Consider the following 24283-nt stretch of genomic DNA (forward strand, 5'->3'; position numbering starts at 1 on the left):
TATGCGGCACAAAATGATACCGGCGCTTGTTGTGGTGCTGCTGGCAGGCTCCGCCTGGCACCTGGGCAGCGCGGGTTATCTGCATACCAAGGCATGGGTGGCGCAGCAGCTGATCGCTCGCGCATGGGCACGACCCGACGGGCCGGCGCGTCCCTGGTCATGGGCGGATATGCATCCGGTTGCACGTCTTGCCGTTCCCCGACTGCAAAGCACGCTCTACGTACTCTCCGATGCAACGGATCGTTCGTTGGCCTTCGGTCCTGGGGTGTGGCAGGGCAGTATCGGAACGATGCACGAGTCACTGGTGATAGCCGGTCATCGCGATACGCATTTCGCCATCCTGCGCAATCTCATCGCGGGAGACGAAATCGGGCTGGATCTGCACGGCGGCGCGATTCGCCGCTATCGCGTCAAGGAGAGCCGGCTGGTGGATACACGCGATCAGGCTCTGCGCATCGATCCGCACGGCGGCGAATTGATTCTGGTGACCTGCTTTCCGTTCGACGCCATCAATCCGGGTGGCCCGCTGCGCTTTGTGGTACTTGCCGAGCCGGTGCGTTCGACCATGCTCGAAAAGGTCGTGTTGTAATCGAAGTACGGCAAAAAATAATTAACCACAAAGTACTCGAAGTACACAAAGTTGGAACAATGGCAAAACAGCGGAGACCCGGAACCCAGTACCTTCAAGTTTGCGTGGTGCTGGATTCCCGGAGGCAACAAAAAAGTGTTTTGTCTCACTTCAAGTACTTTGTGTACTTAGTGGTAAACAACTCTTCTCTTTCAATTGGAGCTCACTAAACCCCTCGCCATCGTTTCAACTCGTCATTCCGGGCGGAGCATAGCGGAGACCCGAAACCCGGTACTTTCGAGTTAGCGTGGTGCTGGATTCCCGGAGCCAACAAACAAGAAGTGTTTTTGTCTCACTTCGCGTACTTTGTGTACTTCGTGGTAAATAATTCCTTTCTTTCAATTGGAGCTCACTAAACCCCTCGCCATCGTTTCAACTCGTCAATCCGGGCGGAGCACAGCGGAGACCCGCAACCCGGTACCTTCAAGTTTGCGTGGTGCTGGATTATCGGAGCCAACAAACAAGAAGTGTTTTTGTCGTACTTTGCGTACTTCGTGGTAAAAAATTCTTTCCTTGAATTCGGGTTCGCCAAATCCTTCGCCATCGCCTCGCCCGCCACATTTCGTCACAAAGCATCACCGACCATCCGCAAAGCCGTCAGGGCTTCGCCCGATCTCCTTTGTTTAATGGACTCATCGGATTGATATCCGGGAACCACTAACCTCAACAGGAGATCGCACCATGAAGACCAGCACTATCAAGAACGCTGTCCTTGCCACGGCCATCGCCGCAGCTTTGGCGGCCAATGGGGCCGCTTTTGCCAGCGAGGTCGATGAGGATATGCGCACCGGGGGTGGATTCGGCGTCGGAGCCTTGATCGGCGCGCTTGCCGGTCCGGTGGGCATGGTCCTGGGCGCGACAACTGGCACCCTGATCATGCGCAGCAGCGTCAGCGAAGAGAAACTGACGCTCGCCGCCGCGGAGCGTCTTGCGGCCGAAGCCGAGCTGGTCGAGTCGCAGAGTGCTGTGGCGAAACTCAAAGAGACCCTGGTCGCCACCAATGATGCCAGCAAGCTGTTCAAGGGCGGGCTAGAGCCGCATCACTACTCCCTGGAAGTACTGTTCCGCACCGCCTCTCATGGTGTGGAGCCGCAGTACGAAGAGAAGCTGGACCGGTTGGCCACGCTGTTGGGCGAACATCCTGCGCTGACAATCAAACTCGAAGGCTATGCCGATCATCGCGGCGATGCGGCCTACAACAAGGGCCTCTCCGAACAGCGCATCGGGTCGGTGAAGCAGGCGTTGATCGACAACGGTGTCGATGCCGCGCGCATTCAGGCCACCGCCTACGGCGAAGCCCACTCGGCGGGCGCCGAAAACGATGTGGATGGCTGGGCCCTGGAACGACGGGTGAGCGTCTCCATTGATAACCCGAAGGCTTCGCAGGGTGTCGCCGAACTGAAACTCTGAACCCACTGTTTTGCCTCCTCCCTGGCCTTCCGGCGGTGCGCGATAGCCACCGCCGGTTTTTTTCTTGAAATCAGCGGCACGCAACCGTATCAGCTCGTGCGGGATTTTGAGACAGGTTCTAACATTCACGTTCTCCGATATTGGCCAGGTACACTGGGCGATAGAGATACTGTGAGGCAGTGGAACTTGAAGAGAGTAATGTTTGGGCTGGCGCTCGTTAGCGCTTTCGGATTGGGGTTCGTGGGGTACCGTGTATTTGCACCTTCCCCTGATCTCGCCACCATCGAAGGGTTTCTGTGGCCTGCACCGCGGCAGCTTTCCTCTTTTGAATTGACCGATCATCGTGGCGAACGATTTGACCTGTCACGTGTGCGGGGACACTGGACACTGTGGTACTTTGGTTACACGCACTGCCCCGATGTCTGCCCCCAGGCACTCAGCGTGTTGCAGGCGCTCGAACCGACGCTGGCGAACGATGAGCCAGCCGCGGCTATGCAGTACCTCTTTGTTTCCGTCGATCCCGCCCGCGATACCCCCGAGCGCCTTGCCCAGTGGGTCGGCTACTTCAGCGACAGGCTCATCGGGGCCGGCAATGCCGATCTGCAGCAGCTGTCCGCGCTCACCGCGCAGCTCGGCGTCTTCTACCTGCACAACAAACCGGATGAGAACGGCGATTACGCCGTGGACCACACCTCGTCGATACTCCTGACCGATCCTGCGGGTCGCCTGGTCGGTATGTTTCCTCATCCCCATCAGGCCGGAGAGCTTGCGCAGAGAGTCGTGGCGATCCGTGAGTTTTTGGCAAATGAGCCGCACAAGAAATAGACTACGAGTCCTGAACGATGGTTACCGCATGAATCACTCTGTCCATCCCTGAGCCAACCTTTTCGATACGCTGAACCCGTGTACCCAAAAGATTCCAGTGTCGAGTTACATCCACGAATCAAGCGCTCCTGGGCGGCCTATTCCGTTTCCATCGCATTGGCGTTTTTGCTGGGCGTTGCCAGTGCCAGCTACCCGACGTGGCAGGGGTCGGTTCAGCAGTTGCTGCTGAAGATCGGCAGCGCGCACCTCGCCAATCTGGAAGCGGTCAAACAGACTCAGTATCGCGCTTCCGAATATCTGGTAGTTCTGAACAACGATCAGGACAGGGGAGTGGCGGAGCGGTTTTTCGCGTCGCACCCCGGCATCGACTATTTGGGCGCGAGTGTGTTCCCGCATACACTGCGCATCGCCCTGCAGGTACCGGTCACCAACGCCAGGCAGGATCTCGAAGCCCAGGCATTCACACGGCTGGTGCTGCCCAATCATCTGCTTCTGTTCTGCCAGTAAGAGTGCCTTACGCTGTGGCGAGCGAGAACGCAATGAGAGCCCTGCACCGCGTCACTCCGAGCGCGAGGGCCTATGCGCCCCACTGATTCCAGTCAGCTGTTTGATTCCTGGCCGGACAAGTACCGCCAGTGGTTCGAGACGCCCATCGGAAGCCTGGTCAAGGCGTGTGAGCAAAGCCTGATCCTGGAACTGCTGCAGCCACAGGTGGGCGAAGCGATTCTCGACGCCGGTTGTGGTTCGGGGATCTTCACGCAACCGGTGATCGACGCGGGCGCGCACGTCGTGGGTATGGACCTCTCCCTGCCGATGCTCTGTTCTGCGCGACACGCGCTGCCCTCCGAGGCTTTCGCGCCTCTCGTTGCCGATATGCGGGTGCTGCCGTTTGCAGGCGGGTGCTTCGACAAGTGTGTGTCGATCACGGCGCTGGAATTCATCGACGATGCACGCACGGCCATGGACGAGCTGTTTCGCGTAACGCGGCCTGGCGGAACGATCGTCGTCGCCACGCTGAACAGCCTCAGTCCGTGGGCGGAACGTCGCAAGGAAGACGCGGCGGCGCAGGCGCAATCGGTTTTTCGCCACGCCCGCTTTCGCTCACCGGATGAGATGGCGGCGCTGGCGCCCGTCGGCGGTGTCCTGCGAACGGCAGTCCATTTCGATAAAACCGACCAACCGGAACGGGCGCGCCTAAAAGAACAGCGTGGTGCTCAGGCGGGCAGCATGCGGGGGGCTTTTCTCATCGGTCGTTGGATCAAGCCGTAACGGGCATCGTGTCGGTGCAGTGCAAATCCGCATCCGCCGCGATGCAGCCCGCGGTCACGCCAAACGCGGCTTGATCATCCTCCCCAGATCACACCCGGCAAAGATGTGCAGGTGGAAATGCATCACCTCCTGGTGGGCATCGGGCCCGGTGTTGGCCAGCACGCGGTAACCGCCCGGCAGCAACCCCAGCATCCCGGTGACCTTCTGCGCGGCGCGATAGAAACCGGTAATTGCTTCTGGCGGGGCCTGCGCCGAGAAATCGTCGAACGAAACATACTCGCCCTTGGGGATCACCAGGACATGCACGGGCGCCTGGGGGCCAATGTCGTGAAAGGCCAGGGCGTAGTCGTCTTCGTAGACCTTGTTGCAGGGGATCTCGCCGCGCAGAATTTTAGCGAAGACGTTGTTGGAATCGTAAGCCATGCGTAACTCCATACTGATTGCGTGTGAATAGTGCGGTGCAGCCGCCTGCCGAAGTTTAACGCCGTTGCGCCGGTACGTCCCGGACCTGTCGCCGGTGAACCCCGAATGGCGCCAGTGGGTCTACACTGTATCCATCGCAGCAGGAGTGGCGATATGGCGATTTCGCGACGGTACTGGTTGGCGGGCATGGCGGGTGGGTTGGCCAGCATCCTCCCGGCCGCGGGCCTGGCGCGCCTGCTGGCAACCCCGCCGGGGCCGGCCGGTCCCTTCTACCCCACCGAACTGCCGCTCGACGATGACAACGATCTGACTCACGTGGCGGGGCGCGAAGGCGTGGCCAAAGGCGAGATCACCGACCTCACCGGGCGCCTGCTGGACACCAACGGTGACACCATTCCCGGCGCGCGCATCGAGATCTGGCAGTGCGACGCCAATGGCCGCTACCATCACCCGCGCGACAGTGGGCGCTCACTCGACCCCAACTTCCAGGGCTTCGGACACGCGCTGACCGACGCGCAAGGGCGCTATCGCTTCCGCACCATCAGGCCCGTGCCCTACCCGGGGCGCACGCCCCATATCCACATGGCGGTCTTCACACCGGGCGACCGGCCATTCGTTACCCAACTCTATATCCAGGGTGAACCGCGCAACCGTGGCGATTTCCTGTTTCAGCGCATTCCGGTCGAGGCGCGCGAACGGGCCATGGCCGCCTTTGTCGCCGAGGCGCAGGGTGAAGCCGCGTTCAGCGCGATGTTCGATCTGGTATTGGGAGTAACCCCAAATGCATGAACGATATCTACAGCGTTTTCTGGTTGCGTGTCTGAGCGTTGCGGCGAGCCTCGGCCCGTCGCTATCGACTGCGGACGAGGCCGCGTTGGCGGAGCAGCTGCGCGGGGGTGGTTATCACCTGTTTCTCCCGCACGCCGCCGCCGAACAGACGTACCCCACTGATTATCGCGATCCTCCCGAGTGCGCACCGCGGACCTGGCTGACGCCCACGGGTTGGGGAACCGCGAAAGCGGTAGGGGTGGGTTTGCTCAAGCGCGGCGTACTGGTGGAAGTCGTCCACGCCAGTCCGGTGTGCGCGGCGCGCCATACCGCGTATCTGGTGATCGGCGCCGACCGGGTGCGGATCGATCCGCAGCTGGCCATCGACTGCGGCAATCGCGATGCGGCGACAAAGTCCGCGGCCGAACTGCGTGCGTTGTTGCGGGCACCGCTCCCCTACTCCGATGTCAACGTCGCCGTGGTGGCTCACCCGTGCAGTCTCGCCGCCATCGCCGATCCGCAGTGGCCTGCGTGCGCGCGGCAGCCAGAACCGGGAAGCGTGGTGGTATTGAGCACGGCGGGTGCCGCTATCCGCTGGGTGGGTTGCCTCTCTGCGACCACTTTAACGGCGTGGAGCCGTGAGCGGGAGTTTTAGCAGGGTGTTGCAGAACGAAGTGTGGAACTCGGGTCGGGAGGGCAAGGCAGTGAAACCGTGGTCTGGCCCCGGTTTCCAACAAAGATCAGGAGATCGTCATGGAATACATTGAAGGTTACGTCGCCGCCGTTCCCAACGCGAACCGGGAGAAATACATCCAGCACGCCAAAGAGGCTGCTGTCGTGTTCAAGGAGCACGGCGCTCTGCGGTTGGTGGAATGTTGGGGTGAAGATGTTCCCGACGGGGAAATCACATCGTTTCCCCTGGCGGTCAAACGTCAGGAGGGAGAGACGGTGATTTTCTCGTGGATCGCATGGCCCTCGAAGGCGAGTCGTGACGCCGGTATGGAAAAGGTCATGAATGACTCGAGAATGAGAATGGAAGACATGCCTTTCGACGGCACGCGATTGATCTACGGGGGGTTCCAGATGGTGGTGGATGAGTGACGCAACAACGCCCTGCTTCCCCAGCTGCCCGCCACGCGATTCAGGTACGCGATTCCAACCAGTGAATCCCCAACCCAAGCGCACGCCCTGAATCAGCAGCAAAACTCCCTCTCCCTCAGGAAGGGGGCAGGGGTGAGGGTGGCGTTCCACGAAATCCGCACCAGCGAGCAACGCGCACGAACACAGGAACCATTTCCCTCTGATCCCATTGATTGAGAACTAACCTCGCCAGTGGTCGTCTAATCACGGTTAACACCAGCAAATAATCGATTAATCAATCAGTTACAACGTATTCGAGAGCGTCAATCCGCGATCTCGATCACAATCGACGACGGCTCACCCCACCATACTCGCGGCCCCTGCTACACCAACCACCCCAACAGGAGCCACCATGGAAGCGACCCTGCCCTTTGCCTCGAACTCCCGTAGCCACCTAAGTATGTACCCATTTCTGGCACGTCTGCCGACCGTGATGGCGGTGCTGTTTTCAGGAATCTTCGTGATCTTCGCCATGTACCTGTGCGGTATCTCGGTCTACAAGCTCGTGGCGGGAATCGGATCGCAGAACGACCTGGTGGAGACCCTCATCAAGTCCATCAACTTCGCCATCGTCGGGCTGGCGGTGTTCGAGCTTGCGGTGAGCATTCAGCAGGAGTACGTGGGGCGCGAACGCGACGGAAACGTGATATTCGATCTGCGGCGCAGCATCGCGCGTTTCATCAGCGTGGTCTGTACCGCGCTCGCCCTGGAGGGATTGATGATGTCCATCAAGTACAGCCAACTCGATCTGGCCGGTAACCTCTATTACTCGGTAGCCATCATCGTGAGCGCCGCAGTGCTGCTGCTGGCGTTGGGGGTGTTTCTGCACCTCACGCGCGGCGAGACGCCTGATGAAACAAAAGAGCCGAATAGCTCGTCAGTTGCGCGTTCCAATCACGTCATCCCGGCGGGAGATTCCACTCAGTAAATGCCCCGCTCTCGAGCACGCTCTAAGCTCGACTTAAACCCCCTCCCCATCAGACGTAGGTCGGGTTAGCGCAGCGTAACCCGACAATGGAAGGCGACAAGAAGTCGGGTTACGCTGCGCTAACCCGACCTACCGGTGCTTTTTCCCATCCCCGAGTACCGGTCCAATCCGGGTCTTGATCTCATCCGCAAATTGGGCCTTAATGGATCCATAACGCGCTACATGGAGTGGCGTCGCCGCCTGTCGAATGATCCGGGTGAGCGACAAGAATCAGACACTTAGCTGACGGAGACGCAGTGGCGTCCAACCAGAAACAGGGAGGTGAAGTCGTGAATCAGCCTTTTCCCTTCGAAGTGCCCCGCTCGATTTTTAAGGACTCGATCATGTTTGATCGAGGGACTGTCATTTGGAATAGGTCGCTTACGCACTATTACCAATACTGCTTAATCCGTCTATGACACTGTTATAAGAGACAGCTTTCGAGCTTTCGCGTTGGGTATATGCCACCCCCCCCAACGCCTATGAATCAACGAGTACTGAAATGAGTAAAGCTGCCTGAAAGGGTTCTCGCATGATGTTTGAACGCTCCATAATTAAGAAGGACAAGGGTGGTGCACCGCGTCTATCTTCTCGCGGTATAGATTTCAGCAAACCGCGCCTGATGGAAGCAAGCGCGTTCAATCAGTCTGGTTGCTGGTTCTGCGGGGCGCACGATGCAAAAAGCTTCACCGACGAATACGGTTGGTATGAAGAGATGACTTGCGAGAGCGGCGGTGCGAACATTACCTTTACAAACACGACCAACACCTACATTCCGATCGGTGAGTGCACCGTGAGAATTTGTGACTATTGCATCGCTGGGCATCACGCCGTCAAGAACAAGCAGACGAGCAGGGTCACGCTGCTGTTAACGGTAATTGGACTGATAGGCGCGCTATTAAGCGGCTTTTACTACGGATTTCTTGACTGGCTGGGCGACATATGGGGTTTCGACGCGCTGTACTTCACGCTCGCCGATGTTTGGCACCATGAGAACAACAACCACATCCTGACTCAGGTATTCGCCGTCGCGCTTTCGGGTATCTCATGGCTCCTGCTCATCCCCGCAATTATCATGATATTGGCGGCCTTTATCGGGCTTGTTACGTGGCCTTTTCGCGGCAAAGCCGTGCAGAAAAGACGTGACGTAACAACGGTTGACGGCCTGACCACAGATGACCGACGAGCTCTACGCGATTGGGCGCGGGATTTGGGGGCGGCGCAACTGATGCGCGAAAACGCGAAGGTCGATCCGTTCTTTTTCTTCCACCCGGATGCCGATGATGATGGCCAACGCCACATAGCTTTTGAGGGTCGCAGTGAATGGATCCGTGAATACGGGGGCATGACCTTCAGGCACTGGATCGAACACCGCACGTCGAATGTGGATAAGTGGGAGACCAAGCCTATGCCCTCGCGGAAAGGCGAGGAAGAACGCGCCGACCTCACCCGGAGGGGATTAAAGCCACCAGGTGGCTGGCTTTAGCTGGTCGGATTACCTGCGCCATTCGGTTATGTACCGACCCGTAATGCAGATGGAGTACTCAATCACTTATAACAAGGTGCTGTTGTCGGACAAATTTTTCGCTACGCTCCAAATTTTCCGCAAAGCACTGTCGTTAGCCTGATTTTTACAGATACCTCAATGAGTCATTCAATAAAAAGGCGCGTTCGACTTTACTATTTAATGACTCTATTTTTAACCCAAATGGCTGTTGGTTGCTCTGTCGCTTCTAAGTATGATCTTCCGCGGGGATACAGCATCGGGGTTGATTCCGATCTTGGGCTTGTCATCGGCTCTGTCGGATCTAAACCCGCCGCTGATAATCCTCCGTGGTACGAGTGGAGTCGATACGATTTTCGCTCATTAACTGACCAGGATATAGAAGGTCACATTACCTCGGCTTTCAAGTGGAATCCATTCTACATGTGGGGTTCAATGCCCCTCTGCCAGGATGATGGGCTCGAATTCGAATGTGGATATCTTTTCGCCATACTTCTTCCCCCGGGTGACTACGAATTCCAGCAAGTTACACCTGCAATGATGAGCAGGTCGACGGATGGTAGCTTCACCCAAAGTGGATGGACTTTTCCTCTGACCGATTATCGCTTTACCGTCTCATCAGGGCAGGCTGTTTATATCGGGAACCTCTTGAGCCGAGTTTGTATCGGCGGGCTAAAGTCGGGTAATCAAGTACTGTCTGCAGTAGGAATTGTGAATGACATGTCATCACGCGATATACCTTTATTGGTCGCTAAATATTCGCAGCTTGAATTCGTAAAAATTAGGCGTCAGCCTATTGCAGGAAAACCATGGCTCTGGCGTTATAAGGAAGATGAAGGGTTAGTGCCGCCCTATGGTTGGCCGCAAGATTGCGCCCTTGAACCGGGGCAAGTTGAGAGCTATTTGAACGCCAACGGGAAGTAACTTTTTGTGTAATAAGGGGTCTGACCCCTTTACTGTTCTTTACTTGTTAGAAACCGAGAATAAGAATTATGGTGAATCCAAGACTTGTTGCGAAAACAGAAGCAGAAGAACCAACTCTCAGATTGGCTGTCCTGATCGACGCCGACAATGCACAGGCAACGGTTATTGAAGGTTTATTGGCGGAGATTGCTAGATTCGGCGAAGCTACCGTCAAGAGAATTTATGGTGACTTTACATCACCAAATAGTTCGCAATGGAAAAAAGTATTAAACAAATACGCGATAAAGCCCGTACAACAATTCGCTTATACGACTGGAAAGAATGCGACAGATAGTACGCTTATTATTGATGCAATGGATCTCCTCTACACAAGAAGGTTTGATGGATTCTGTCTCATATCTAGCGATAGTGACTTCACTGGCCTCGCCTTACGAATACGTGAAGAAGGGTTAACAGTACTTGGATTTGGTGAGAAAAATACTCCGGAGGCCTTTCGTAACGCATGTCACAAATTTCTCTTCACAGAGGTATTGCGGCCTGCTGCACAGAATAATATGGAAACGCAGGAAGTAAGTACCGGTAGCATCCAGAAAAAACCAGTAGGAACTCAAAGCCAAGCAACGAAAACGGAGAGCACTCAACAGCAAAGATTTCCGAGAGCCTTCGTTCTGGAAGCACTAGAAAAAGCAAGCGATGATACAGGCTGGGCCAATCTTGGAACGTTCGGGAGTTATCTGACGAAGTTACAGCCAGATTTCGATTCAAGACTTTATGGATTCAAGAAGCTTAGTGACCTAGTTAGGACAAGAACAGATATCTTTTTATTTGAGGAAAGGGCAATTGCCGGTTCAGATACAAAGGCAGTATATGTTCGTGCCAAGTAGGCTAGTTCAGGGCGCTCCAGCAGACTGTTAAAAGCGGCGGCTGAGCGCAGCGTTGGACATCATGAAACACAATAAGCCACTCTATCCGAAAGTCATGAACAGCCGAACGTTGTTTAGCTCACCGATCCGAAGTTGCGTATGGTGCGCGCTGTGGCTTGTTCTCTTCGGCTGCACGGTGCAACCTGAAACGCCACCGACAGTAGAGCGAGAGGTTGGTTCAAACAGTCCCGTTTCATGCGATGACGCACTGGTGTACGAAACGGCGGATGCTCATCCGGCTATCAGGTGGATCAACGCCCGCAAAGGCGTTTCCGCCAATGCAGCACTGTCATGCATACTGCGCTCAGACGGGGACGACGGTACGCTCGAACTTAAAGCATACCTGTCTAGCGGGCTCTACAGATTCGTTCGTGAATGTGGATCTGGGGGGAAGACCGTCTATCGCGTGTTTGAGTACAAGAATAGTGCTCGACCCTACCTCTTTCGCCTGCACAGGAATGAGTTTGTCGACCCAAAGACCCATATTGTCGTCGGTTCACATCGCAAGCCGGCCGGTAATTATCAGCATGGGATCGCTGAAGCAAGCAACGATGCTTCGAAAATCAGTCTTTGTCTCCCAGGTGCTCAATAAGAGGCTGCAGCGTGGTCAGGGATGCCTCATTTAGACCCCTTTACTGATTTATCTTTCCTTTTAATATCCAGATCCGCGAGCGCCTCTCTGTACCCCGCGAGGGCTGTAAGAGTGCCTCTGACTTCTGCGCCCCATAGGCGCTCATCTGGTTTGGGCATTGACTTCCACGACATGCAGGCCGGCCGCAAATCCGCATAGGCCATCAGCTCTAGTCCAGCTGGGCTGCGCCCTGTTAGGTCATGAAGATGTCGGTCTGGGGGATAACTGCTATCTCCTGGAACTTGCTTGATAACTGCGTCGTGGGAGCCATCGGACGATGAAGGCGGCCACTTGTAGACATGCAACCAGTAATGGTAGCTGCCGGGCGAACGCTCGTTATCGCGAACTGTCGATGCAAAAGCGAAGCCCGAAGCAGCAGGCAATCCCGTTAGTGGGGTTCCGAGAGTGGTAAATGGAACCACATTCGAGGTGGGGTTCAATTCATTGTCGCTCGCCGATCTCTGAGTTTGTACAAGTTTCGCTTCCAATCCGTCCGGCCGTTTGAAAAGAATCCATGGATGAGGCGAATCGACGGCACCAATACCAACCGCAACAGGATCCCACCCGTTGATCTCGAGCTGGCCGTCCGCGAATTGTTCGAACTCTTGTCGGTCAAACGTCCTACGTACTTTTATTCGACCATCTTCTCCAACGGTCCACACCTCATCCAGCAAGCTGCTGCCTTGCGGACGCTCCATGAAAATCAGATATTCGGATTCGCCTTCCAGGCAAAACTTTGGATTGGGCAAGTAAAGAGAGAAGCTGCGCGCTTTCCATCCCCCCTGTTTCTGCCGGGTGGATAGGTCTTTCTGGGTGCCAACCATAGTCGGCGTGGGATGTACCGTGCCGGAAACAAGTCGATGCAGGCTAAGCTCACCATTGTCCCTTTGCGACAAAATGGCTGTGTAGCGCCGCCCATTGGCGAGGCCTACAAGACTGAGGTCAGAGCCAAGATCACCCGACGCACTCGGTTGAGGAAACAGGAAGTTAAAATCGCGGTCGATTCGCCAAATCTCGAACTGTCCGTTGTCTGCAAAAAGTATCAATCCGCCAACACTGGGTGAACTGAAAGTGGTATCTATAGGCATATCGACCTCCAGTAAGTCGTTCCATGTGAAGTACAGGATGTGCTGAACGCCCAACAGCTGATTAGACGGAATCCGTCAAATTGGTAGTTGAACGGACGCGACCTATCGCATGACGGAAGGACTCCGTCGATTGCAAAAGAACTATGTTCGAAACCGAGCGTTATGACCGGACGGTCAAAAAGGAAGCTAGAGGTAACAGAGTCTGCCGAAATCATCCCTAACCCCACTCCATGCTTATTGGGGAACTACAGGAGCTGTCCTTCTCGGTGATGTGTTTATTTAGGACCAGAAAACCCTTAAACGCAAGATGCCAACTGCTAAATAAACAAAACGGGTACAGTCCCTGATGTTTCCCCACCAATAAGCACGTGTTATCAGTGAGATACGAACTATTTTTACGAGAAAAACAGAGCTCGCATGGCACGGTTTGCCGCGCTTTTTGTTGTCGAAGCGAAAACGCAGAGGTGCACCATGAAAACCCGGGTCAGAGAGCAATAAAGTCCATCAATAGAATCAATTACGCTCTGGCGCGGATTTTTCAATTACGATGGATCGATGTGACAGCAATAGGTAGTTACTGAATCCGATGAGTAGCGAAAAAAAACACACTCTCGACGCCGTCATCTGGGATATGGGCGGCATCATGTACCGTTTCTTCACAGAGCTGATGGTGGATGTCGGAAAAGAGCGGGGCTGGCCATTGGATCGCCTCCCCTTGGGGCCAACAGGGCCCGGGCCCGATCCCTACTACGCGGCAATGGACCGTGGTGAGATTAGCGAGCCCGACTATGTGGTACATATCGTCGAAGCGTTGGCCGCGGAGAGTATCGCCTTCTCGCCATACACCGACCTCGACTTTTCACGCGGAGAGCGCCCCGCCACTTGGCGGGCTATCGAACACCTGCAACAAGCTGGCTGGAAACAGGCATTGCTTACCAACGACGCCACCGCGTGGCTCGGGGAGCGCTGGTGGGAATCCTGGGAACACGCGCACTTGTTCGATGCGGTTGTGGATGTGAAAAGTGTCGGCGTGCGCAAGCCGGCTCCGGAACCCTATCTGGCGTGCGCGGAGGCGCTAAACCGTTCACCGCAGTCCTGTTTATTTGTGGATGACATGCGCGCCAATTGTGCAGGGGCGGAAGCGGTGGGCATGCAAAGCTTCTGGTTCGATATCACCGATCCACAGACTGCCCTGGCTGCATTGCTTCGTCGCCTGACGACCTGACATTAATGGGCCACGGTTGCTACGTACTCCCCTGATCAATCAAACAAAAGACTCAGGGACGGACCAAGGTTTCGAATAAATATCGACTCCCCAGAGAGAAACAAGCAAGACGCTGGGTTACGCTGCACCAACCTAACCCGCATGCTGAGCGGTGCTGTGGATTTATCCGATACCCGGCAGTCAGAAATCCCGCGTTGGAGAATATTATTCGCTAATATTCAAAACATTGATTCTCTCAGACACTCCTGATTTATCGATAGGAGGACAATACATGGGTTCGACGCTGGTGGGTCCTGACGGCAAAGCACGTTGCCAGTGGTGCGGTACCGCGCCGGAGTTTCTCGACTATCACGATACCGAATGGGGCTATCCGGTCAGCGATGATCAGCGCTTGTTCGAGAAACTGAGCCTGGAGGGTTTTCAGTCGGGACTGAGCTGGCGCACCATCCTCGCCAAGCGCGAGAACTTCCGCGCCGCCTTTCATGGTTTCGACTTCGATAGAATTGCGCGCTTTACTCAGCGCGACGTGGATCTCCTGCTCAAGGACGCGGGGATCGTCCGCCATCGCGGCAAGATCGAGGCGGTCATCAACAATGCGCAACGTGCCCGGGAACTCGTCAAAGGGGAAGGCTCGCTGGCCGCCTTCGTCTGGCGTTACGAGCCCGACGGGAAGGCGCTGGCCGATCCGCAGACCGCATCGACTTCCGCGGAATCGATTGCCTTGTCGAAGGATCTGAAAAAGCTGGGCTGGAAGTTCGTCGGACCGACGACCGTGTATGCCTTCATGCAGGCCATAGGGCTGATCAACGATCATGTCGAGGGATGCGTGATCAGGGCCAGGGTCGAGCGTGCGCGCAAGGGTTTCAGGCGGCCGGGGTGATAGTGGGAAACCGGGTTCGGGAGCGATAACGCTGTGTCGGGTTACGCTGCGCTAACCCGACCTACATTGAACGTTCCGTGTAGGGCGCAATAACCCAAGGGCATTGCGCCGTAGGTATCGTTTGGCGATAGGGGCTGCAACAATCAGAACCACCCGGTTCAGACGGTCAATCAGGAACCGACCATGGGTTTCAGGCCGATCCTGGCTGCCTTGGAAGGCATTTGGCTCGCGTCGGGTTACGCTGCGCTAACCCAACCTACAATGAACAGTGCTACGGGGTAAGCCAACCACCGGCGGCTTGCAGGGGTCGCAGTTCCCCCTTGCGCGTGACCCACAACGCCACGCCCTGGCGCGGTGCGGATTCGCGTGCCGGCGGTAGTTTGACGAGCGCGGTGTGGGTGGCGCCTTCACGCTTGAGCGCGTGCTCGACGTGACCCAGCACCACGAAGTCGTGGCTGAGTTTGCGGCCGCTGTTCTCGCCGGCGCCGACGTCGGTGTGCAGATCGAAGCCCAGGCGTGCCACGTGGAGCTGCAACGGTACGCTGTTGCCGTTGGCGGGTTCGAATCGCACCTGCAGCGCATCAGCGCTTCCGGTCGCGGATAATTTACCCGCCGATACCTCGGCATTGTTCGTGAGCATCCGCCCGCGGAACCAGCCGCGCCACTCTTCGCCGTTGACCACGAATCCGGGGGTGTAGACGGTGCTCACTCCGCCGCTGGCCGCGTAACGGCGCTGACGGTCGCTGTAGGCGCTGGAGGAGAAGCGGTCAGGCCAGCCGATATAGTTCCAGTAGTCGACATGGAAGGCGACCGGCACGATCTGCTGCCAGAGCCGCGGCTCGTCCTTGAGCCCGCTCAGCCAGCGGTCCGCGGGCGGGCAGCTGCTGCAGCCTTCGGAGGTGTAGAGCTCGATGAGCTGCGCCTGCCGGGTGGGGCTTTCGATGCGCAGTTCGGTTTCAGCGAGCGCACTGCCCAGGGTCATACTGAGTGCGAGCGCGACCGCACCGTGGCGGAAGCGCTGCGTATTCGTCCGCATGGCCCGGCTCACTTGGTGCTGGCTTGCTGCCCAGCCGCAGCGCTGAAGAGCGCGGCGTACTGACCGTAACCCTCTTTCTCCAGATCCGCCTTGGGTATGAAGCGCAGCGCCGCCGAGTTCAGGCAATAGCGCAGTCCGGTGGGCTGCGGCCCGTCCTTGAAGACATGACCCAGGTGCGAGTCGCCGAAGCGGCTGCGTACTTCGGTGCGCGGGTAGATCAGCTTGAAGTCGGTCTTGCGCACCACCAACTCCTCTTCCAGCGGGCGGGTGAAGCTCGGCCAGCCGGTACCGGAGTCGAACTTGTCGGTGGACGAAAAGAGCGGTTCACCGGTGACGACATCGACGTAGATGCCTTCCTGCTTGTTGTCCCAGTAGGCGTTCTGGAACGGCGGCTCGGTGCCATCGTCCTGAGTGACCTTGTACTGCAGCGGCGACAGGCGCTGCTTCAGCTCGGCATCGTCGGGCTTGGTGTAGCGGGTGGCATTGGAAAATTTTGCGTAGTCCACGTGCAGCTCCTCTCCCCAGGTCTTTTCCAGGTATTGGTCGCGACCCGAGTTGTAGCGGTAGTACTTGTAGCGCAACGGATTGCGCCGGTAGTAGTCCTGATGATAGTCCTCAGCCACGTAGAAGCGACTCGCCGGCAGGATCGGTGTGATCACCGCGTCGTCGTAGCGACCGCTGGCGGCCAGTTGCGCCTTCGACTGCTCGGCGGCCAGACGTTGCGCTTCGTTGTGATAGTAGATTGCGGTGGCGTACTGCTCGCCGCGATCGACGAACTGCCCGCCGGCATCGGTGGGGTTCACCGTGCGCCAGAAGGCCTCGAGCAGACCCTCATAGCTGATGATGTTGGGGTCGTAGTGCACCTCCACCGCTTCGAGATGACCGGTCGTGCCCGCGGAAACCTGCTTATAGGTGGGGTTATCCACGCGCCCGCCGGTGTAGCCGGAAATCGCTTTGACCACACCCGGCACCTTCTCGAGATCGGACTCCACGCACCAGAAGCAACCGCCGGCGAAAGTGGCGACGGCGAGCTCGCGCTTGCTGTCGGTCGTAGCGCCAAGGGAGCCGCTGCCTGCCCATACGGCGAGGGCGGTGATGGCGGAGATGGCAATCGCGAGGGAGAGAACTAGCCTTTTCATGATCTGTTCCGTTTGTCGGGTGGATTCGGTGAATAAGACCCGCCGGGGGCCCCGATCATTCCCGCTGTTAGAAAAATGTGAATTCTTGGCGCGAAAGGGAGTCATCAGAGAGTAGCTGGAGTTTCAAGATGACCGACGAAAGATCCGGATTTAGCCGCCGGCGTTTCCTGCGCACCCTGGGACTTGCGCCGTTCGTGTGGGGTTACGCCAACCGGCTGGACGCGGCGGCGCAGAGCCCGATCACCCGCCCGATTCCCGCCAGTGGCGAGCGCCTGCCCGTGATCGGCATGGGCTCCTGGATCACGTTCAACGTGGGCGACGATGTGACGGCCCGCGAGCAGCGGGTGCGGGTTCTGCAGCATTTCTTCGCTCGCGGCGGTGCGGTTATCGATTCCTCGCCGATGTACGGTTCGTCCGAGGAGGTCATCGGCCACTGTCTGCGGCGGATCGGAGGCGAAACGCCGCGCTTCAGCGCGACCAAGGTCTGGACCTGGGGCCGCGCTTTCGGCCAGCAGCAGATGGCGCGTTCGGAGCAGTTGTGGGCCACGAAGGGCTTCGATCTGATGCAGATCCACAATCTGCTGGACTGGGAGACGCATTTACCGACGCTGCGAGAAAGGAAGGCGCAGGGCCGGATTCGCTACATCGGCCTCACCACCTCGCACGGAAGCCGTCACACTGATCTGGAGCGCATCATGCGCACCGAGCCCATCGATTTCGTGCAGTTCACCTACAACGTGGTGGATCGTGAAGCCGAGCGGCGTCTATTGCCTCTGGCGGCGGAGCGCGGTATCGCGGTGATCGTCAACCGGCCCTTTCAGGGTGGTGCGCTGTTCGATAGGGTGGCGGGTCAGGCGCTGCCGGAGTGGGCAGGCGAGATCGGTTGCGCCAACTGGGCGCAGTTCCTGCTCAAGTTTATCGTGTCACATCCCGCCGTGACCTGCGCCATTCCGGCGACGTCACGGGTCGATCACATGCAGGAGAACATGGGCGCGCTCTACGGACGACTGCCCGATACGGCACTGCGACAGCGTATGGTCAGGTGGGTAGAGGCCCTATGAAGGGGTGTTGCTGCGGCTAGCGAGCGCGCAACCTAGCGACGGCCGCGTCCGCGCCCTTTCCCTTTACCACCGGGCATGGGTTTTTCGTAACGCACGCGCAGCGATTTGCCGTCCACGGTTTTGCCGTCGAGCGCAGCCATTGCGGCACGCGCCTCATGGCCTTCCATTTCGATAAAGCCGAAGCCCCGGCATTTTCCCGAAAAGACATCCGAAGCCAGGTGTAGGGAGCGCACGGTGCCGTATTCGGCAAACAAGGCCGTAACGGACTCTTCGGTGGCGTCCTGCGGCAAGTTGCCGATGAACAGTTTTAGCATGCCGGTGTCCTCATGAAAGCCCGGGCGAAAGAGCTTCTACCGCGAGCCTGAAGCGACGATATCAGAAAAAGAACCCCGCAGGACGCGGGGCTCTCTCAGTTAAGCCTGAGACTGCTGCTCTCAGCTGGGGGTGACGTTCGTCGCCTGCAAACCCTTGGGGCCGCGTTCCACTTCGAAGGTGACCTGCTGACCTTCGGCCAGCGTTTTGAAGCCATTACCTTGAATAGCGGAAAAGTGCACGAACACGTCGTCGCTGCCATCGGCGGGGGAGATGAAACCGAATCCTTTGGATTCGTTGAACCACTTAACGGTACCTGTTGCCATGTTGATTAACTCCAATCAAGAACTATGAACACAAGCGCAGTCAATTGCAGGTCTTGAGAGGTAATCGGCAGAGATGACCGTGTAGGTGCTGCTCAAGAAGCCCAGCTGTTTGCCAGGACTCCGGTAACCTGAAGAACGTGCAACCAATTGCGTAGTTGTCTATTCGAGGCCTCGGTCGTGGCCGGGTTCCACCGAAAGACCCTTGCAGGATACACGTTATTAATCCTGCCTCCTAATTTAGTTTTCTTCGGTCACCTTGCCGCGCAGCTGTTTCTGGCGGCCGTGCCGGGTCTTGCTTGCCAGCCGGTTCTGCTGGGAGCTGCGGGTTGGTCGGGTCGCCACACGCTTCTTTTGCACTACGGCCGCGCTGCGAATCAGCTCGCGCAGGCGCAACAGGGCATCCTCCCGGTTCTTCTCCTGAGTGCGGTAGCGCTGAGCTTTGATGACCACAACCCCTTCGCGGGTAATGCGCCGATCCCTCAGCTCCAGGAGCCGCGATTTGTAGAACTCGGGCAATGATGAGCCCTGGCTGTCGAAGCGCAGATGGATGGCGCTGGCGACCTTGTTGACGTTCTGGCCGCCCGCGCCCTGGGCGCGAACCGCCGTTATCTCGATCTCGTCGTCGGGGATTTCTACCTGGCTGGAGATGCGCATTGGGAGAATCACTCGGTATATCGCCTGACCGACATTCTAACAGCGCGGCGGCAGAGGGTTGTGCGACGGCTCGAACGATCATAGTCAATGACTATGATATAGTTAGTATTATTCAATTTTACTAATTGTATTCTGGCCTCTATTCTGGGCCTGTAGACGGGAGATGCGCTCCCGGTCGAAAAACTTGAAACCCGACAATCTAAAGGAGATTGCATCATGTTCAAGAGCCAAGAAGGACGACGTGTCCCCCAGGTGACCTTTCGCACCCGTCGTGACCACGAGTGGGTCGATGTGACCAGCGACGATATCTTCGCGGGTAAAACGGTGGTGGTGTTCTCGCTGCCGGGCGCTTTTACCCCGACCTGTTCCAGCTCGCACGTGCCGCGCTACAACCAGCTGGCCGATACCTTCAAGGCCAACGGTGTCGACGAGATTGTCTGCATGTCGGTCAACGACTCCTTCGTGATGAATCAGTGGCAGGAGGAGCAGAAGGCTTTCAATCTGCGCTTCATACCGGACGGCAACGGCGAGTTCACCGACGGCATGGGCCTGCTGGTGGACAAGGACGACCTCGGCTTCGGCAAGCGCTCCTGGCGCTACTCGATGCTGGTGCGCGACGGTGTCATCGAAAAGCAGTTCATCGAGCCCGAAGTGCCTGGCGATCCCTACGGCGTATCCGATGCCGACACCATGCTCGAGTACCTGGCGCCGAAGGCCGAGAAGCCGCTCGATGTCACTGTCTTCTCGCGCAAGGGCTGCCCTTTCTGCGCCAAGGCCAAGGGCATGCTGAACGATGCGGGCATCCGCTATGAAGAGCTGGTGCTCAATCGCGATTACACCGATGCCACGCTGCGCGCGGTGACCGATGCCACCACGGTGCCGCAGATCTTCATCAACGGCCAGTTGATCGGCGGTTCCGAGGATCTCGAGAACTGGCTGGGCAAGCGCAAGGCCGCGTAAGGATAAGGGTGAGGGGATTGCTCGATGGATATCCCCTCACCCTGACCCTCTCCGGCGGGGAGAGGGAAACGAATGCAAAGGGGTACGGGTAATGAGCACTCATTTCGATCTCATCGCTATCGGTGGCGGCAGTGGCGGGCTGGCAGTCGCCGAACGTGCTGCCCAGCTGGGTAAGCGCGTGGCGCTGGTTTCCGCCGAAGCACTGGGCGGGACCTGCGTCAACAATGGCTGCGTTCCCAAAAAGCTCATGTGGTACGCCGCGCATCTGGCTTCTGCGGTTGGTGATGCACCCGGATTCGGGGTGAAGGCGCTGGCGCAGGGTGTGGACTGGGCGGCGCTGGTGCGGGGGCGTGATGGCTACACCGCCAATATCAATGATTACTGGGACGGTTATGCGGAGTCGCAGGGCATTACCGTGATCCGGGGTGTTGCGCAATTCGCCGGGCCCGGGACGGTGGTTGTGGAGGGTGTCGAATACCAGGGTGAGCACATTGTCGTTGCCACCGGAAGTCACCCCATCGTGCCCCGCGTACCCGGAGCGGAGCTGGGCATAACGTCAGACGGTTTCTTCGCCTTGCGGGAGCAGCCGCGGCGGGTGGCGGTGATCGGCGGTGGCTACATCGGGGTCGAACTGGCCGGTGTGCTACGGGCGCTGGGTTCCGATGTCACATTGGTGGCCTTGGAGAAGCGTGTTCTGGAGGTGTTCGATCCCATGGTGGGTCGAGTGCTCGGTGGCGAAATGGAAAAGCAAGGGATTACGTTGTGCCTGGGCGCTCAGGTTTCCGGACTGGCGCGCGCGGAAGACGACACCTTGGCGATCGACACGGTAGGTGGCAGCACGCTACCAGGCTTCGACACGGTAATCTGGGCGGTGGGCCGCCGCCCCAATACGACCGAACTGAATATGCAGGCCGCCGGAGTCGAGATGAAGCCCAACGGCATCATCCCGGTTGACGACTATCAGAACACCAACGTGTCCGGTATCTACGCCGTGGGTGATGTGACCGGCCGCGTACCGCTGACGCCGGTTGCCATCGGGGCGGGGCGGCGTCTGGCCGAACGGCTGTTCGACAACCAGCCTGACCGCAGACTGGACTACGACCTCATTCCCAGCGTGGTGTTCGCACATCCGCCGGTGGGTACGGTGGGGCTCACCGAACCGCAGGCGCGCGAGCGCTATGGCGAAACGGTGACGGTGTACCAGACCGAATTCACGCCGATGCGGTTTGCGCTGGCGGCGCAGCCGCAGACCACGGCCATGAAGATGGTGTGCGCCGGTGCTGACGAGCGCGTCGTGGGCATCCATCTGATCGGCGAAGGCGTGGATGAGATGCTGCAGGGTTTTGCGGTGGCGGTGAAGATGGGCGCCACCAAGGCGCAGTTCGATGAGACCGTCGCGATTCATCCGACCAGTGCCGAAGAGTTGGTGACATTGAAGGTGCCGGTACAGAAGCAGGAATCCGAATCGGTCGGTGTCGCGGCCTAGTGGCTGGTGAGGCCGCACCTTAACCACGAAGCACACAAAGTCCACGAAGTTTGACAGACAGGGGTCGGCGCACCGGGTTTGCTCGTGGGCGCTGATCCGGCAGGCGCTCAATGCCCTTCACTCGTCCCCACTTTGTGTACTTAGTGTACTTTGTGGTCAAGAGCCTTTACGACCCCCCGTTTGCCGGCGCAACGGCAGGTCGGGTTAGCGCAGCGTAACCCGACATTCCCCGAGTCAGGGCGCCAGGCGTTGGGTTACGCTGCGCTAACCCAACCTAAGTATTTGCCAGCGCAGCGAAATCGCTGTCCCTGCCCGCCCACGATCTGTTAGACTCGCGCCCTTCTTGATGCCTTTCGGTCGGCGTCTGATCCATTCGCGGTAACACCCCTCAGCGGTTTTCCCTCGAACACTACAAAATAGTTTCCCGCCTTTGACCGTCCCGAAGCGCTGCTTTGGCGAGGCCGGTTCTGGAGTTTTATTGCATGTCATTCGATACCCTCGGCCTGTCGGCCGAATTGTTGCGCGCGGTCGCCGAAGAAGGCTACAGCGAGCCCACCCCCGTACAACGTCACGCCATTCCCGTCATACTCGAAGGGCGCGACATACTTGCCGGTGCACAGACCGGTACCGGCAAGACCGCCGGATTCACGCTGCCCATGCTGCAGCTTCTGAATGCCAGGTCGGCAGCAGGCAACCGCCGGCCGGTCAGGGCGTTGATCCTGACACCCACCCGCGAGCTGGCCGCCCAGGTCGAAGAGGCCGTGGTCACCTACGGCAAGCATCTGCCGCTGCGCTCGGCCGTCGTCTACGGCGGGGTCAGCATCAACCCGCAAATCGCGGCGTTGCGTCGCGGCGTAGATATCCTCGTCGCCACGCCCGGCCGCCTGCTCGATCACGCCGGGCAGCGCACCGTCGATCTATCCCAGGTGGAAATCCTGGTGCTCGACGAAGCCGATCGCATGCTCGACATGGGGTTCATCCGCGACATCCGCCGCATACTCGCGCTGCTGCCCAAACAGCGTCAGAACCTGCTCTTTTCGGCCACCTCTTCCGACGAGATCAAACGCCTTTCGGACGATCTGTTGAACAAGCCGGCTTTTATTGAAGTGGCGCCGCGTAACGCGACGGCGGATCGCATCGCGCAGGTGGTGCATCCGGTGGATCGTGAGCGCAAGCGCGAGCTGCTCTCCTACCTGATCAGCTCGCAGAACTGGCGTCAGGTGCTGGTGTTCACACGCACCAAACACGGGGCGAATCGCCTGGCTCAGCAACTGGAGAAAGATGGAATCAGCACCGCGGCGATTCACGGCAACAAAAGCCAGGGCGCACGCACCAAGGCGCTGGCGGATTTCAAGACCAACAAGATCCGGGTGCTCGTCGCCACCGATATCGCCGCGCGCGGTCTCGACATCGACCAGCTACCGCACGTCGTCAATTTTGAGATGCCGAATGTGCCCGAAGACTACGTGCACCGCATCGGGCGCACCGGACGTGCGGGCGCCGAAGGCGAGGCCGTATCGCTGGTCTGCGTCGACGAACAGAAACTGCTGCGCGATATCGAGCGGCTGTTGAAACGGGAGCTGCCCAAGTCGGTGATCGACGGGTTCGCGCCCGATCCCGCGATCAAGGCCGAGCCGATCCCCAATGGGCGCAATCAGCGCGGCGGCGGGCGCCAGGAGGCGGGTCGCCCGGGTAATCGCCAACCGCGACGCCAGAATACGGGATCGGCACGCAACTCGAGGCAAGCACAGCCGGGGCAGCGGAGCGCGAGTTCCACACGCGGCGAGGAGCGACCGCAGCCCACCGGCGGCAAGCAGAAAGCGACGCAGAACCGCAACAGCCCGCGGCCCCATCGTCAATCGGCTGCGCCGGGGAAAGGGCAACGTCGTCATACGGCGCGCCACGGTAACGAGGCACCGGCCCTGTTGGGTGGCGGTAAAAACCGCTAGAACCTATCTCAGAATCCCGCGCGTGCTGTGTTGAGCTCCAGAGGCGCGCTGGGTAGGCCCGAAGGCGCAGCCAATAGCAACGCTATTGGCAAGTCGAGAACACCGCCAGCGCGCCTCTGGGGCCAACCCGCAGGGCCGGGCGCTCGTGGTTCCAGCGCGGTGTTGCGGCTCGCTCATTGGGAATGACCCAACCACGCTCGCCGCGCCTGGCGCTCGAACCACGAGCGACCGGCACAGCTCGCGCGGGATTTTGAGACGGGTTCTCGTTGAAATTCGTGGCCGAATGCACGACGGTGAGGGCATGCGGGCCTTCACCGTTATGCTGCTCCTGTCACTAGCGGCGCCTTCCTTGAGCGTCGCAGAGACGCTCAGCGGTGCCCGGCTCTTCGCGGCCAAAGGTTGTCACATCTGCCATGGTCTGGAGGGACGTACCCCGCTCTCTGAAAACTATCCCGTGCTCGCGGGGCAAAATGTCCCGTACCTGATCCAGCAGCTCGCCGATATCAAACGCGGAAGCCGCAGCAACGGGTTGTCTCCCACCATGCGCACCATTATGGAGTTTGTGAGCGACCAGGAGATCGAGCGTATCGCCCGCTATCTGGGCGGGCTGCCCTGGGGCGATCATCCTTTGTCGCATCGCCGATTGGAGCAGTAACGCAGCAGCCGGCACCTGCAGTCCAAAGCGAATAACGTGCGTCAGCGTTCAAGCGAACAGGCAGGGAGCAGTGGATTGATGATCCGTGCATTGCGGCCAT

Annotated in this window: 24 protein-coding genes and 1 pseudogene; 18 read left to right on the forward strand and 7 right to left on the reverse strand. The window is 58.4% G+C overall.

Translation table 11 applies throughout. The annotated features are described in order from the left end of the window. Position 1 precedes the first annotated feature (1 nt). From DWQ09_08800 to DWQ09_08820, 5 genes are all read left to right on the forward strand, one after another. A complete protein-coding gene (locus DWQ09_08800; GenBank protein KAA3628223.1) occupies positions 2 to 589 on the forward strand; it encodes a class GN sortase in 588 nt (195 codons plus the stop codon). 720 nt (positions 590 to 1309) lie between these two features. Continuing rightward, a complete protein-coding gene (locus DWQ09_08805; protein ID KAA3628224.1) occupies positions 1310 to 2038 on the forward strand; it encodes a hypothetical protein in 729 nt (242 codons plus the stop codon). Positions 2039 to 2236: 198 nt separating this feature from the next. Further along, the gene (locus DWQ09_08810) at positions 2237 to 2863 is read left to right on the forward strand and encodes an SCO family protein (GenBank protein KAA3628225.1); all 627 of its coding nucleotides are present in this window, start codon (positions 2237 to 2239) and stop codon (positions 2861 to 2863) included. A 78-nt stretch (positions 2864 to 2941) separates the two neighbouring features. Continuing rightward, a complete protein-coding gene (locus DWQ09_08815; GenBank protein ID KAA3628226.1) occupies positions 2942 to 3370 on the forward strand; it encodes a hypothetical protein in 429 nt (142 codons plus the stop codon). Positions 3371 to 3442: 72 nt separating this feature from the next. Next, positions 3443 to 4132, forward strand: a complete 690-nt coding sequence (locus tag DWQ09_08820) for a class I SAM-dependent methyltransferase (GenBank protein ID KAA3628227.1) — start codon at positions 3443 to 3445, stop codon at positions 4130 to 4132. 54 nt (positions 4133 to 4186) lie between these two features. Here DWQ09_08820 and DWQ09_08825 read toward each other — a convergent pair whose 3' ends face one another. Further along, a complete protein-coding gene (locus tag DWQ09_08825) occupies positions 4187 to 4555 on the reverse strand; it encodes a histidine triad nucleotide-binding protein (protein ID KAA3628228.1) in 369 nt (122 codons plus the stop codon). Positions 4556 to 4708: 153 nt separating this feature from the next. On the opposite strand from DWQ09_08825, the gene DWQ09_08830 reads away from it, so the two are divergent. The 6 genes and pseudogenes from DWQ09_08830 to DWQ09_08855 all read left to right on the forward strand — a co-directional run bounded on the left by DWQ09_08830 (position 4709) and on the right by DWQ09_08855 (position 10742). Further along, positions 4709 to 5344 (forward strand): intradiol ring-cleavage dioxygenase, encoded by a 636-nt coding sequence (locus DWQ09_08830; GenBank protein ID KAA3628229.1) that lies wholly within the window; start codon positions 4709 to 4711, stop codon positions 5342 to 5344. Next, positions 5337 to 5978, forward strand: coding sequence for a hypothetical protein (locus DWQ09_08835; protein ID KAA3628230.1), 642 nt, complete (start codon positions 5337 to 5339; stop codon positions 5976 to 5978). Before DWQ09_08830 ends, DWQ09_08835 begins: the two co-directional genes overlap by 8 nt. A 98-nt stretch (positions 5979 to 6076) precedes the next feature. Next, positions 6077 to 6424 carry a DUF1428 domain-containing protein gene (locus DWQ09_08840; protein KAA3628231.1) on the forward strand — a complete coding sequence of 116 codons (348 nt, stop codon included), beginning with the start codon at positions 6077 to 6079 and terminating at the stop codon, positions 6422 to 6424. A gap of 439 nt (positions 6425 to 6863) precedes the next feature. Next, positions 6864 to 7298 (forward strand): annotated as a pseudogene (locus DWQ09_08845) (hypothetical protein). A 664-nt stretch (positions 7299 to 7962) separates the two neighbouring features. Further along, positions 7963 to 8916 (forward strand): hypothetical protein, encoded by a 954-nt coding sequence (locus DWQ09_08850; protein KAA3628232.1) that lies wholly within the window; start codon positions 7963 to 7965, stop codon positions 8914 to 8916. A 1010-nt stretch (positions 8917 to 9926) separates the two neighbouring features. Further along, positions 9927 to 10742, forward strand: coding sequence for an NYN domain-containing protein (locus DWQ09_08855; GenBank protein ID KAA3628233.1), 816 nt, complete (start codon positions 9927 to 9929; stop codon positions 10740 to 10742). 657 nt (positions 10743 to 11399) lie between these two features. On the opposite strand, the gene DWQ09_08860 is transcribed toward DWQ09_08855, so the two are convergent. Then, the gene (locus DWQ09_08860; protein ID KAA3628234.1) at positions 11400 to 12554 is read right to left on the reverse strand and encodes a hypothetical protein; all 1155 of its coding nucleotides are present in this window, start codon (positions 12552 to 12554) and stop codon (positions 11400 to 11402) included. 532 nt (positions 12555 to 13086) lie between these two features. Here DWQ09_08860 and DWQ09_08865 point away from each other — a divergent pair. Together DWQ09_08865 and DWQ09_08870 are read left to right on the forward strand one after the other, a co-directional pair. Next, a complete protein-coding gene (locus tag DWQ09_08865; GenBank protein ID KAA3628235.1) occupies positions 13087 to 13725 on the forward strand; it encodes an HAD family hydrolase in 639 nt (212 codons plus the stop codon). A 271-nt stretch (positions 13726 to 13996) separates the two neighbouring features. After that, a complete protein-coding gene (locus DWQ09_08870; protein KAA3628236.1) occupies positions 13997 to 14605 on the forward strand; it encodes a DNA-3-methyladenine glycosylase I in 609 nt (202 codons plus the stop codon). A gap of 271 nt (positions 14606 to 14876) precedes the next feature. Here DWQ09_08870 and DWQ09_08875 read toward each other — a convergent pair whose 3' ends face one another. Beyond that, the gene (locus DWQ09_08875) at positions 14877 to 15641 is read right to left on the reverse strand and encodes a DUF1223 domain-containing protein (GenBank protein KAA3628237.1); all 765 of its coding nucleotides are present in this window, start codon (positions 15639 to 15641) and stop codon (positions 14877 to 14879) included. An 8-nt stretch (positions 15642 to 15649) separates the two neighbouring features. Next, positions 15650 to 16780 carry a peptide-methionine (R)-S-oxide reductase gene (gene msrB / locus DWQ09_08880; protein KAA3628238.1) on the reverse strand — a complete coding sequence of 377 codons (1131 nt, stop codon included), beginning with the start codon at positions 16778 to 16780 and terminating at the stop codon, positions 15650 to 15652. 128 nt (positions 16781 to 16908) lie between these two features. On the opposite strand from msrB, the gene DWQ09_08885 reads away from it, so the two are divergent. Then, positions 16909 to 17841: an aldo/keto reductase gene (locus tag DWQ09_08885; protein ID KAA3628239.1), complete on the forward strand. Its 933-nt coding sequence runs from the start codon at positions 16909 to 16911 to the stop codon at positions 17839 to 17841. A gap of 32 nt (positions 17842 to 17873) precedes the next feature. Here the strand turns inward: DWQ09_08885 and DWQ09_08890 are convergent, their stop codons facing one another. From DWQ09_08890 to DWQ09_08900, 3 genes are all read right to left on the reverse strand, one after another. After that, positions 17874 to 18155, reverse strand: coding sequence for an RNA-binding protein (locus DWQ09_08890; GenBank protein ID KAA3628240.1), 282 nt, complete (start codon positions 18153 to 18155; stop codon positions 17874 to 17876). Between the two features lie 120 nt (positions 18156 to 18275). Further along, a complete protein-coding gene (locus DWQ09_08895) occupies positions 18276 to 18479 on the reverse strand; it encodes a cold-shock protein (protein ID KAA3628241.1) in 204 nt (67 codons plus the stop codon). A gap of 237 nt (positions 18480 to 18716) precedes the next feature. Beyond that, positions 18717 to 19133, reverse strand: a complete 417-nt coding sequence (locus DWQ09_08900) for an aminoacyl-tRNA hydrolase (GenBank protein ID KAA3628242.1) — start codon at positions 19131 to 19133, stop codon at positions 18717 to 18719. A gap of 216 nt (positions 19134 to 19349) precedes the next feature. On the opposite strand from DWQ09_08900, the gene DWQ09_08905 reads away from it, so the two are divergent. From DWQ09_08905 to DWQ09_08920, 4 genes are all read left to right on the forward strand, one after another. Beyond that, positions 19350 to 20093, forward strand: a complete 744-nt coding sequence (locus DWQ09_08905; protein KAA3628243.1) for a glutathione peroxidase — start codon at positions 19350 to 19352, stop codon at positions 20091 to 20093. Between the two features lie 91 nt (positions 20094 to 20184). Continuing rightward, positions 20185 to 21579, forward strand: coding sequence for a glutathione-disulfide reductase (locus DWQ09_08910; GenBank protein ID KAA3628244.1), 1395 nt, complete (start codon positions 20185 to 20187; stop codon positions 21577 to 21579). 482 nt (positions 21580 to 22061) lie between these two features. Beyond that, entirely contained in the window at positions 22062 to 23528 is a 1467-nt protein-coding gene (locus DWQ09_08915; GenBank protein ID KAA3628245.1) for an RNA helicase, read from the forward strand. Positions 23529 to 23811: 283 nt separating this feature from the next. Then, the gene (locus tag DWQ09_08920; protein ID KAA3628246.1) at positions 23812 to 24183 is read left to right on the forward strand and encodes a cytochrome c; all 372 of its coding nucleotides are present in this window, start codon (positions 23812 to 23814) and stop codon (positions 24181 to 24183) included. Positions 24184 to 24283 lie beyond the last annotated feature (100 nt).

It is taken from the genome of Pseudomonadota bacterium (assembly GCA_008501635.1).
Taxonomy (GTDB): Bacteria; Pseudomonadota; Gammaproteobacteria; order QQUJ01; family QQUJ01; genus QQUJ01.